The following is an 11,750-nucleotide window of genomic DNA, read 5'->3' on the forward strand; positions in this document are numbered from 1 at the left end:
CGCCTAGCAAACACTCTCCTGTTTCGCTTACGATGCACTGAGGCTAGTCGTCTCAACATACAGCTTACATTTAAGTAACGAGAAATTATAGGTAAAGATGAAAATAGATATTAAAAGTGAAATTAGGGAGAAAGAAAAAAGACTATATGCATTTATGGATAGTAACGGCTATGGTGCTGTCATTATTAACAAACAGAGTAATTTTGCGTGGCTCACAGGAGGTGGGGATAACCACGTTGGCATAGCAACTGAAATCGGTAGTGTTACAGCTATTGTCACAAAAGCGAAAAAATATATTATTGCCAACAATATTGAAGCTCCGCGTATCAAAGATGAGGAGATAAATGACCAGGCATTTGAACTTGTTGAATTTCCATGGAATGAGGCCGATAGATCTGCAGAAATTATTAAAGAGATAACAGATGGTATGCGTGTTGCCTCAGATGAAGAAATTGCCCCGTTGCGCTATAGTTTAACTCAGTCGGAAATAGAAAAATACAGATGGATTGGACATGAGAGTTCAAAAAGTCTAAAGGAAGTATCTGATATTATAAAGCCCGGCGATTCTGAGCACAAAGTAGCTGGGCTGGTAGCAGAAAGACTTCTTCCGTCAGGCATAATTCCCATTGTTCTTCTTATAGCGGCTGATGAACGTATCAAGAAATACAGACATCCAATCCCAACAGATAATAGAATAAAAAAACATGTTATGATTGTGGTATGCGCAAGAAAATGGGGTTTAATAACGTCATTAACAAGGCTTGTTCATTTTGGAAGCCTGCCTTCTGAATTAAGAGAAAAGCATAACGCAGTTACAAAGATTGATGCTTCCTTTACTGCAAATACAAGGCCGGGAAATATTGTTGGAGATATTTTCAGTAAAGCTTTAGATGTTTATGAAAGAACCGGTTTCAGGGATGAGTGGAAACTGCATCACCAGGGAGGAGCAACAGGTTATTCATGCAGAGACTACAAAGGAACATCTGACAGTAAAGAAACAGTTGAGTTGAATCAGGCTTTTGCATGGAATCCATCCATTACAGGAACAAAGTCAGAAGACACAATAATTGCTCTCAAGGATAAAACAAAAATAATCACACAGGCAGCAGACTGGCCAATGTTAACCGTCAAGTATGAAGATCAGTCCATACAGAAGCCGGATATTTACATAAAATAAATGGACACAATTCGCATGCCTACTTAGATTTACTCTGCAGATATTTCTCTATATATTCTGGTCTTATTCTCTTTAGTTCTGATTTTGGCAGCATTGAGAGGAGTTCCCATCCCAGGTCAAGTGTTTGGTCTATGGTTCTATTCTCGTCGTATCCCTGACCAACATAGCGTTTTTCAAACTCATCTGAAAACTTAAAATATAATTTATCTATATCGCTCAAAGCGGATTCTCCAAGAATAATTGCAAGTTCCTGCGCTTCTTTGCCGCTTGCATAAGCAGCGAAAAGCTGATTGAAAACATCGGCATGGTCCTCTCTGGTTTTCCCTTTGCCAATCCCTTTATCCTTCAATCTTGAAAGTGACGGAAGAACGTCAATAGGAGGAGATATCCCCTTTTTATGAAGACTTCTATTCAGTATAATTTGCCCCTCTGTAATATAACCTGTCAAATCCGGTATAGGATGTGTTTTATCATCGTCAGGCATGGTCAGGATAGGAATCTGAGTAATGGATCCTTTTTTATTTTTAATTCTACCTGCCCTTTCATAAATTGAAGCAAGATCAGTATACATATAACCAGGATATCCTCTTCTGCCGGGAACTTCTTTCCTGGCGGCAGATACAGAACGTAATGCTTCGCAATAATTGGTCATATCCGTTAATATGACCAATACATGCATACCTCTCTCAAATGCCAGATATTCTGCTGCCGTTAGTGCAACACGCGGAGTAGCAATTCTCTCAATAGCAGGGTCATCAGCAAGGTTTATGAACAAGACTGTTCGCTCTATAGCTCCTGTTCTTCTAAAATCCGAAATAAAGAAATCTGCTTCTTCAAAGGTTATGCCAATAGCAGCAAAAACAACAGCGAATTTTTCCTCTTTGCCAACAACCTTTGCCTGTCTTGCAATCTGAGCGGCAACATGGGAATGCGGAAGTCCAGAGCCGGAAAAAATAGGTAATTTCTGTCCTCTGACCAGAGTGTTCAGGCCGTCTATTGCAGATATCCCTGTTTGAATAAACTCAGACGGATAATCACGCGCATATGGATTGATAGGGTTGCCGTTTATATCCAGATATTTCTCAGGAATTATTTCCGGGCCATCATCCATTGGTTTGCCCAGCCCGTCAAAGACCCTGCCCATCAAATCCTCTGAAACAGGAAGCTCTATTCCTTTACCCAAAAATTTCACTCTGGTTTTAGCTATATCTATTCCACTTGTCCCCTCAAATACCTGTATAAGAGCCTTATCAGTGGAAATTTCCAAAACCTTCCCCTGTCTCACTTCTCCACTTGGCAAGCCAATTTCTATTAGCTCATCATATTTCACCCCGCTTATATCCTCTACAAGAATAAGCGGGCCAACTATCTCTCTAACAGTCAAATATTCTTTTTGCATTTATACCGTGCCTTATTAGCTATTATCGCAAACAATCCTCTCAATATATGGCCTTATCTCAGGTATCCGTTTTTTAATGGTGCTCCATACTAGCTCATAGTCAATTCCGAAATAAAAATGAATCAATCTATCTCTCATGCCTGCCATCTCTTTCCATGGGACTTCAGGATATTTTTGCCGAACATCGTTTGGAACACCTTTAGCGGCTTCTCCTATCACCTCCAGTTTTCTAAAAACTGCACTGCTCGTTTTGTCATCCGCTATGAATTCTTCAAATGTCATATTGCCAACGAATTCAGTAATGTCCTCCAACGCCTTTAATATATCCTTCAGATATAATTCGATTTTTCTCATATTGCTATCGCCTCCTTTTCTACAATGCCCCGTAATTCTTCCCTTAGTCCATTTTTGGAGACAACGTCTACTTTATGCTGTAGATTGTGTTCCAAGTAATCAGCTAGTCCCATCAAGTCAAATAAATCAGCGCCTTTTTTAAAGTCTACTAAAACATCTATATCGCTGTCTATCCGATTTTCTCCTCTTGCAACTGAGCCAAACAATAAAATTGAATTTGCTTTGAATCTTTTCTTGATATTTGGGAACAGCATGTTTAACTGCTTCACAACTTCATTTCTGTTGACCTGTCGCATCGTCTACCCTCCAATCAAATTACTTAATTTTACCTTATCCTAATTTCCGTTCTTGCTTATGCCACATCTTCTTCCTATTTGCAAATAGTTATTCTGTTAAGTCATTGCGAGCTAGCGAAGCAATCTCGTTTCATCTAATTTTATATTCTTTTCACTTCTTCTCTTTTTTTATCTTTCCACCCATCGTTTATGAGAAAGATGCCAGGTATAAGAAAAAGGCCATATACGAACAGTCCCAGACAAAACTCTCTAAAAAACCATTCGATAAAAGACTGAGCTCCATTTCCCTTTAATCTACTAATAGCAGGATATTTGGGGAAATACTCAATTTCGACAGGATAAGGCTTTTCAAGAGATTCAAGTGTAGGTTTCAGCTTACCAGAACGAATGTATCGCTTTTTGAAATATTGTCCATCGATATTATATTCGTATTGAACACTATAGGAAGCATGAGAACCTGATTCGTTGTGTTCATAATCTTGATCTGTTTGCACAATATGACCTTTTGTTACTTTCCCCCACTTTAGTAACATTAGGCCTGTGACAGGGTTGCCAATGAGATAATGCGCAAACAACACAACTATTAATATTGCGCCAATACCACACAAAATAGTCTTTTGATAGTTTTGCATGAATCCTTTTTACTTCTTACTCTCCACTGTAAGCTGACTTATCTCTTCTTCTACTTTTTTCTCCAATTCGGAGAATTTATCAAGTTCTTTTTCATGAATAAACCGCATTCGCGATATATCTTCTCTGATTTTCAGATTGGTCAGCGATTCTATAGGTATATTTTCGCCCAATGACTGAATGCATTTTTCATGAAGCATCATAATTAGTTTCAGCATGCGATATTGCTTCTTAAGCGATGTATAAGTATCTATTTCATGAAATGCGTTTTGATGTAGGAAGTCTTCTCTTATAGACTTTGCAGTCTCAAGAATAAGGCGGTCAGAAACAGAAAGAGTATCCAGCCCGACAAGCCGTACGATTTCCTGAAGATCAGTTTCCTGCTGGAGAAGTTTCATGCCTTCCTGTCGCATTCTCATCCAGTCTTCACCTAAATTTTCTTTCAGGAAGTCATGAATATTATCAAGGTATAAAGAATAACTATTGATCCAGCTTATTGCAGGGAAATGACGCCTGTATGCCAGTTTATCTTCCAGTGCCCAAAAGACTTTAACAACCTTCAACGTTCCCTGAACAACCGGGTCAGAAAGATCGCCTCCCGGAGGTGATACAGCGCCGATTATGCTTAATGTGCCTTCTCTGGAATCTGCGCCTTTACATATTACTCTGCCTGCCCGTTCGTAGAATTCAGCAAGTTTTGCAGGAAGATATGCCGGGTAACCCTCTTCACCGGGCATTTCTTCAAGTCTGCCTGACATTTCTCTTAATGCCTCTGCCCATCTGGAGGTAGAGTCAGCCATTACCGCAACATTATATCCCATATCGCGGTAATATTCAGCTATTGTTACTCCTGTATATATAGAAGCTTCTCTTGCGGCAACAGGCATGTTGGATGTGTTGGCTATAAGCACAGTTCTTTTCATTAACGGGTTACCCGTCTTTGGGTCCTTAAGCTGCGGAAATTCCATTAATACGTCTGTCATTTCATTGCCGCGTTCTCCGCATCCTATATAGACAATAATCTCTGCATCCGACCATTTTGCAAGTTGATGCTGAACGACAGTTTTTCCGCTGCCAAAAGGACCTGGAATACAAGCGGTGCCTCCTCTAGCAATCGGGAAAAATGTGTCAATTACTCGCTGGCCTGTAATAAGAGGAGTCTCAGGCACTAACTTCTTCTGATATGGTCTTGGAATTCTTACAGGCCAGTATTGCAGCATTGTAATATTCTTAGACCCTTTGTCGGTTTTAATTACTGCAACTGTATCTTCAACAGCGAACTTACCCTCTGTAATTTTTTCTATTTTGCCTTCTACTCCTGAAGGCACCATGATTTTATGGATAACTGTGTTTGTTTCCTGAACTGTTCCAATTGCATCTCCATAACGCACAGTGTCTCCTGCCTTTGCAGACGGCACAAAATGCCATTTTTTATTGCGGTCAATTCCCGGGGCAGAAACACCTCTGGTAATGTATTCTCCTGTTTTATCCATCAATATATCCAAAGGACGTTGGATACCGTCATATATTGATTCTATTAATCCAGGTCCCAACTCTACACTTAGAGGTCTGCCTGTTGATATAACGGGTTCATCCGGGCCAATTCCTGCTGTTTCTTCATATACCTGAATGGAGGCTACGTCGCCTCTTAATTCTATTATCTCTCCGATGAGCTTTTTATTCCCTACTTTTACCAGGTCAAACATTCTTGCATCTTGCATACAGTCTGCTAAGACCAGAGGTCCTGAAACTTTTATTATCTTGCCATTCATATAATATCCATTCCTATTGCTTCTTTTACAGTATCTTTAATTATAGCTGCTGCTACTCCCTTTGAACCTTTATGGTCAGGAATAACAGTAATACTGGTTTGACTCTTTATGTTTATCTCAGAAATTATATGTATAATCTGGCCTGCCAGCTCTTCTGTGATGAAAACAACATCAGTGTTTAGCGAAACCAGTTCATTAAGTTTTAACACGGCATCTTCTGAGTTATCTATTGGAAAAGCACTTATGCCAAATGCAGAGAACACAGAAACTATATCTGATTTACCAATTACCGCAATGCTAGACATACGCGCACCCCAAATTTTGGCTGATTTGTCCAGCTGAAAGCCCATTGTTTTTCCCGATTAAAATAGCTCTCAGATTTTTAAGCTCAATTTCTTTAATTACCAGGTATCGTATGAGAACTGACACACTAGCAACCAGGAATTTTACAATATCTACAAATTCAACTAAAAATTCGTTGCATAACTGCTCAAATTTCCAGAAAGAATTATATCTTTGGAAATGTTCAACTCCTGGTTTAAGAATTTTATTATAATCTGAGAACTGAAAGGATTTTACTATTCTTTCCAATTCCATGTTGTAAGAGTTTAGCATGACAGATTTGTCAATAAAACCTCCTTCTGCAATGTATCCCCTAACCCTCTCTGGATCATAGCTCATAACCTTAGTTCTAAGGATCACCTTAAGATTATATATATCAATCAATACGGAAAAGAAATCCCTTAGAAATATTTGCCCACTATCTTTCATGTAACAATATCCTGTTTCCAGCCATAGTTTATCCAGGAGAATTTCTGCTTCCTGAAGGTTTCCTTGTTGTACTTCCTCGAGCCATATTGTTTTTATTTTGTTCCTTAGAGAGTCTGGAAATACATAAAAAATTTCTTCTTTTATTGAATCCTCAAGATTCTCAGTATCTATTACGCTTCTATAGAGCAGAGCATGGTTAATATCCTCAGAATTTTTCCCAGCCTTTATCAGGAATTTCAGGTTTTGCATATCATATCTGAATAGATATAAATTAGTTACTTCATCATCATGAGACAGTTTTTTTATCTCACCTATAGTGTTTGACATTTCGTCAAATATTAGATTTTCTAAATCTTCAGGCCTTTCTACAGAGGATATATTATCTGAATAATTTCTCTCGCTTAATATGGAAACCAGTTCCTGAAAGCCATTACATTCGATAAGTTGGGTAAGAGTTGCCTTACTAATGAGTTTTCTCTCATAGACCCTCAGCTTACCTATAGCAAACAAATATTCGGGATTATATTCTACGTATGAGGCTTTATCAATAAACATTATACCTGCTGTCCAAAGAGAACGTTGTTTATTTTTATTAGTAATTTATGCCTTAGTATCTTAATTAATTGTTCTAAGGATGCGTTGATCTCTTGTTTCTCTTTTATTAGAAAGAAACCGGACTTTAGAGGTCTTGAAGTATTTGAGATACAAAGTTTCCCCTTTTTTCCTTTTGAAACCAGTTTCTTATTTATTTGATTTATAAAATCACTATTGAACTTTTCTCTGTGCAGATCTCCAAATATCACCTTTTCATCTCCGATTTCTGTAAGTTTCAGCAACTTCAGCTCTATTAGTCCTAAATAATCTGATGGAGGTAACTTAAGTGTTTTACCGTATGCTTTTTCGAAACATAGTGAGATTATGTCCTGCCTAACTTTCAATGACTTAATCCTGCACTCAAGATTCGCAGAAACAACAGCCTTATTCATATTTTTTTCTGCCTGCTCTTTTGCATGTCTCAGAATACTTTCTCTCTCTTTTTTAGCCTGATTTTTTGCTTGTTCCTGTATCTGTTTAATCTCCATGGCTGCTCTATCTCTTAGCACCTTGCACTCCCCTTCAGCATCAGCTTCTATTTTTTTTATAATATTTTCTATAGACATAGTATAACCCTAATTTTTACAGTTGTATTCCTCTAAGAATCAGGAATGATGCAAGTAAACCGAAGATAGCGTATGTTTCAACCAGCGCAGAAAATATTACGGCTTTCATAAAATCCTTCGGCTGTTTTGCCACAACTCCACAGCCAGCAGCGCCCACCTTGCCTTGATGAATACCTGAAAAGTAACCTGTTATTGCCATTGGCAGACATGCGCCAAGTATCTGCAAACCCTGCTGGAGAGATACTGATGGAATCGTCCCTGTAACTAATCCCAGCTTCTGCATAACCAAAAACCCGATAACAAATCCGTATATTCCCTGTGTTCCCGGTAACGCTACCAGAATGAGCAGATTGCCGAATTTTTCAGGTTCTTCACTTAATACTCCTGCTGCTGATTGTCCCACATTGCCAATCCCAATACTTGATCCTGCTCCTGCAAACCCAACAGCTAATGCAGCTCCCATGATTGCTAAATACAACCCTACGTATACTTCCATTCTTCAATCTCCTTATTTAATTATTGTATATTTTGTGTTTTTGCTAAGAGGCTCAAACTGCTCGCCTCCTGAAGCAAAGAAATATGGAAAGAATTCAACATACTGCAGCCTGCTTGAATGAACATACGCGCCGAGTGAATTAACTAGAAAATTCAACGAATGCAGCACGAAAAGTATAATAACCGCCAGAAGTATGTTTACGCCTGGAATGGAAATCCCCAAAGCAATTCCTGCTAACTTGTTTGCAACCAGTGCAATAACCGCAGTAGACAATCCCAGAGCCATTAATCTTGAATACGAAAGTATATTCCCAACAATGTCTTTACCCAGCCATAAACAGCCTATTACTATTCCGGAAAGAACTCTCGCAATTGGATTTTTTTGATCTCTTCCAAAGAAGAGAATTATAACTGCAGCTCCTGCTAAAGCTGGCCATTTTCCCATGCTCTTACCCATTGTTAATAATAGAAGTGATGGCATAATAATGAGCCATGGTATCTGATCAAATATTGCTCCGGCAAAATCTCTACTTTTAATACAATTGTATACTTTAATCAATATTCCCCAGTACAGTTGAATAAATCCCAAAGCCAAGGCTATTATAAAAAACTGCATTGAATCTTTTAGAGGACTAAATATGATGACTTTTTGCAAAAATACTGGAAGTTTTTCTGCCTCTATACCAAACCAGCCTCCTGTAAATACCCCGCAGATAATTGTTGATATTCCAACATATAATATAAGCTTGAAAAATCTTTTAATACCTGGCGTATGAGCTATTGTTGATAAGCCTAAAAGAGCAATAGTGCTTAAAATAAGACCATACCCGGCGTCTGTAAGACACAATCCAAAAAATAAGAAGAAGAATGGAGCCATAAAAGGAGTAGGATCAACAGATGTATTTGCCGGAGTTCCATATAAATCAGTTACCGTCTCAAATGGCTTAAATATAGGCTTGTTTTCAAGATATATGGGTGCTTTCTCTCCCTTAGCAGGATCTACTTTAATTACACTGGATGCTGGAAATCTTGTTGAAATTTGTTTTTTAAATCTTCTAACGTTGTCTTTTTTTAGCCAGCCTCCGAGCAAGAAAGTTTCATTTGATTCTAAAAATTTATTCTGCAGGGATGTTCTATAGTTTAAGCTTAAACTATAATCATAGGCAACCTTTAGTTTGCCTGAATAACGCGTAAGCTCAGTCGCGTCTTTATTGAGGGTTTTATGTTTTTCCTTGAGCCTTTTCAACTGATTGGATATTCTCTCAAGGTTTGAATCTACTGTTCCCTTAAGATTGTATAAGTCTACTCTTTCAACTCCTAGTTTCTTGCATTCGCTAAGTATTTCTTTTTCCTGATCGCGAAAATATATGGCTACAATATTCTCTGTTTCCTGATAGTCTGAAGCTTTTTCACAGTGTAAAAGAGGAAACTTTTTACCCATATAGTTCTTGAAATAAGCAAATTTGCCAGTAGTTCCAGTTAAAAATGCATACTTGATAGTCTCCGTTATATTGAATGTATCTAAAGAGAGGCTAAGGGGTTTCCACGGGATGAGCTGATTATATTGAGCATGAAGCACCCCAATTTCCCTTTCTGTTTTATGCAATTCCTGCTGAATGAGCATACAAGTTTTATGTATCTCTCTATAATCAAATCCTAGAGCTGTTTTTTCAAATTCGTCAGATGATAGCAGGATTTTGCTACCCATCAAACCGGAGATAAAACCTGTTTTTTGCCCAAAACGCGACAAAAAATCTATAGTGGATTGAAGTTCAGAAAGCTCTTTTTTGAATTGATCCAGGTTTGCCTGAACTGGCTTTAGAAAGTCTTTATGTTTTTTAGCCTGTGCTTGCTCAATATGATTAATCTGGATGATATTAAGTGATTCCAAGAAAGAGACAACATCCGGACATTGAGATTTAACTCCAATTATATTGACCTTTTGCATTTGAGAGATAGCCATTAATGTCTTAACTCCTCTAGGATAGTTTTTATAGCACTCTCTTGTTTGAGTTGAGCCTTTTGCTCAAGCGCAGACAGATATTCGGCATTATTTTCGCGTATTTTTTTGACTTGCGCTTTAGCCTGTATATCAGCTTTTGCCAGTATCTTTTTCGCTTCTTCCCTTGCATTTGCGGCAGCCTTTTCAATATAAGCTGATGCATACTTTTGAGCATTTTTTAGATTGGTACTTGTTAGGTGTTTTCCTTTTTCTATAAGCTTTGATGCTTTTTGCTCAGCTTGTTTTACCCTCTCTATTACTTCTTCTATCAAAACTATCTCCCATTACATATAAGACATACACTGGCGCTATGTTAGCATAAATATTGTGAGAGGGTCAAGCGCATTTCGGCAAAAGAATAGGGCCTACAAAATCCAGAATATTTTACCTAGAAAATATAAGCCCTATTAGAGAAAGCTATTTCTTCTTTTTTAGTTTAACCTTGCCTGCTACCTTTTTAGTCTTAGCTGCTATCTTATTCATGAATGTTTCCGGCCCTTCGCTAGCAAGTTCCTTCAGCAGTTTTCCTCTTTTACCCAAAGATCCTGCAGTAGCTTTAACCTTCTTGCATCCCTTTATTGCGTTTTCGCATTTGATTATAGATGCTTTAGCATCAGCTATTACAGCTTCATCTTTATCAATTTCAGCAATAGCTATTTTCTTCTTGCATTCCTTAATACATGCTTTCGCCTCGTCTATAATGGGCTTAACCTCTGAGGTCATCTTACCGCTTAAGTCTTCCATATCTACGCCGCAGGATGTTAGAGCTTTACAGCAGTCATCCAATATCTTATCGCCTTTAGCTTCCAATTCTCCAGCAAAGACCACTGATGTAGATATCATAAGACCAATAGCTAATACAATTGTAAGAACTGTACCTGTTAATTTCATATGTCTCACCCCCTTTCCTTAATAGCGTTCTTGTAACTCATCGGTGATTATAGGGCTCGTCAGATACTTTGTCAATACGAACTTTGATTTTATTGGCGCAATGTGATATCTTAAATAAGAAAAAAGGGGTAATTATTATGCATATAGAGAATTTTAAATCTGATGATACATGGCGTGTTTTCAGGATAATGGCAGAGTTTATAGAGGGATTTGAAATATTATCCGGAGTAGGCAAAGCCGTAAGCATTTTCGGCTCTTCCAGAGTAAAAACTGATGATAAATATTATAAAATGGCTGAAGAGCTGGCAGCGATACTTGTAAAAGAAGGCTATGCCATTATCAGCGGCGGCGGGCCCGGGATAATGGAAGCTGCTAACAAAGGCGCATTTAAAGCAGGCGGAGAATCAATAGGATTGAACATTGAAATACCACGAGAACAAAAGCCAAACAAGTTTGTCAAAACTCTTCTTAACTTCAGATATTTCTTTTGCAGAAAGGTAATGTTTGTTAAGTATGCTTCTGCATATGTTGTATTTCCAGGCGGTTACGGAACAATGGATGAATTCTTTGAGGCGCTTACATTAATACAAACCAAAAGAATCAAATCTTTTCCTGTAATTTTGGTAGGAGAGGAATACTGGAAAGAGTTGGTTGAATGGATTAATGGAGAACTTGTCAGACGAAAGTATATTTCTAAAAAAGATACAAATATTTTCCATGTTGCAGACACTTCTCAGGAAGTAATAAAGGTTATAAAAGATTTTTACAAAAGAAATACATACACTCCCGTCTGATTGTGGAGT

14 protein-coding genes are annotated in these 11,750 nt (G+C 38.0%); 2 read left to right on the top strand and 12 right to left on the bottom strand.

Going from position 1 to position 11,750, the window contains the following annotated elements:
• The first annotated feature begins 97 nt into the window (after window positions 1–97).
• The gene (locus Q7J67_05635) at window positions 98–1,177 is read left to right on the top strand and encodes a M24 family metallopeptidase (GenBank protein MDO9464760.1); all 1,080 of its coding nucleotides are present in this window, start codon (window positions 98–100) and stop codon (window positions 1,175–1,177) included.
• A 19-nt stretch (window positions 1,178–1,196) separates the two neighbouring features.
• On the opposite strand, the gene Q7J67_05640 is transcribed toward Q7J67_05635, so the two are convergent.
• The 12 genes from Q7J67_05640 to Q7J67_05695 form a co-directional block, all read right to left on the bottom strand.
• A complete protein-coding gene (locus Q7J67_05640; protein ID MDO9464761.1) occupies window positions 1,197–2,576 on the bottom strand; it encodes a V-type ATP synthase subunit B in 1,380 nt (459 codons plus the stop codon).
• Between the two features lie 15 nt (window positions 2,577–2,591).
• Window positions 2,592–2,930, bottom strand: coding sequence for a DUF86 domain-containing protein (locus Q7J67_05645; GenBank protein MDO9464762.1), 339 nt, complete (start codon window positions 2,928–2,930; stop codon window positions 2,592–2,594).
• Window positions 2,927–3,226: a nucleotidyltransferase family protein gene (locus Q7J67_05650; protein ID MDO9464763.1), complete on the bottom strand. Its 300-nt coding sequence runs from the start codon at window positions 3,224–3,226 to the stop codon at window positions 2,927–2,929. The genes Q7J67_05645 and Q7J67_05650 overlap by 4 nt, the downstream gene beginning before the upstream one ends.
• A 140-nt stretch (window positions 3,227–3,366) precedes the next feature.
• Complete coding sequence (locus Q7J67_05655; GenBank protein ID MDO9464764.1) at window positions 3,367–3,858, bottom strand: hypothetical protein; 492 nt, start codon at window positions 3,856–3,858, stop codon at window positions 3,367–3,369.
• Between the two features lie 9 nt (window positions 3,859–3,867).
• Window positions 3,868–5,628: a V-type ATP synthase subunit A gene (locus Q7J67_05660; protein ID MDO9464765.1), complete on the bottom strand. Its 1,761-nt coding sequence runs from the start codon at window positions 5,626–5,628 to the stop codon at window positions 3,868–3,870.
• Window positions 5,625–5,933, bottom strand: a complete 309-nt coding sequence (locus Q7J67_05665) for a V-type ATP synthase subunit F (GenBank protein ID MDO9464766.1) — start codon at window positions 5,931–5,933, stop codon at window positions 5,625–5,627. Before Q7J67_05665 ends, Q7J67_05660 begins: the two co-directional genes overlap by 4 nt.
• Window positions 5,926–6,954, bottom strand: coding sequence for a V-type ATPase subunit (locus Q7J67_05670; GenBank protein ID MDO9464767.1), 1,029 nt, complete (start codon window positions 6,952–6,954; stop codon window positions 5,926–5,928). The genes Q7J67_05665 and Q7J67_05670 overlap by 8 nt, the downstream gene beginning before the upstream one ends.
• Window positions 6,954–7,559: a V-type ATP synthase subunit E family protein gene (locus tag Q7J67_05675; protein ID MDO9464768.1), complete on the bottom strand. Its 606-nt coding sequence runs from the start codon at window positions 7,557–7,559 to the stop codon at window positions 6,954–6,956. Before Q7J67_05675 ends, Q7J67_05670 begins: the two co-directional genes overlap by 1 nt.
• A 16-nt stretch (window positions 7,560–7,575) precedes the next feature.
• Window positions 7,576–8,055 carry a V-type ATP synthase subunit K gene (locus tag Q7J67_05680; protein MDO9464769.1) on the bottom strand — a complete coding sequence of 160 codons (480 nt, stop codon included), beginning with the start codon at window positions 8,053–8,055 and terminating at the stop codon, window positions 7,576–7,578.
• A gap of 12 nt (window positions 8,056–8,067) precedes the next feature.
• On the bottom strand, window positions 8,068–10,017 hold the full coding sequence (locus Q7J67_05685) for a V-type ATPase 116kDa subunit family protein (GenBank protein MDO9464770.1): 1,950 nt from the start codon (window positions 10,015–10,017) through the stop codon (window positions 8,068–8,070).
• Window positions 10,017–10,328: a hypothetical protein gene (locus Q7J67_05690; GenBank protein MDO9464771.1), complete on the bottom strand. Its 312-nt coding sequence runs from the start codon at window positions 10,326–10,328 to the stop codon at window positions 10,017–10,019. Before Q7J67_05690 ends, Q7J67_05685 begins: the two co-directional genes overlap by 1 nt.
• A gap of 145 nt (window positions 10,329–10,473) precedes the next feature.
• A complete protein-coding gene (locus tag Q7J67_05695) occupies window positions 10,474–10,947 on the bottom strand; it encodes a hypothetical protein (protein MDO9464772.1) in 474 nt (157 codons plus the stop codon).
• 137 nt (window positions 10,948–11,084) lie between these two features.
• On the opposite strand from Q7J67_05695, the gene Q7J67_05700 reads away from it, so the two are divergent.
• Window positions 11,085–11,741, top strand: coding sequence for a TIGR00730 family Rossman fold protein (locus Q7J67_05700; GenBank protein ID MDO9464773.1), 657 nt, complete (start codon window positions 11,085–11,087; stop codon window positions 11,739–11,741).
• The last annotated feature ends 9 nt before the right edge of the window (window positions 11,742–11,750 follow it).

Source organism: bacterium, from assembly GCA_030652805.1.
GTDB lineage: Bacteria > JAHJDO01 > JAHJDO01 > JAHJDO01 > JAHJDO01 > JAHJDO01.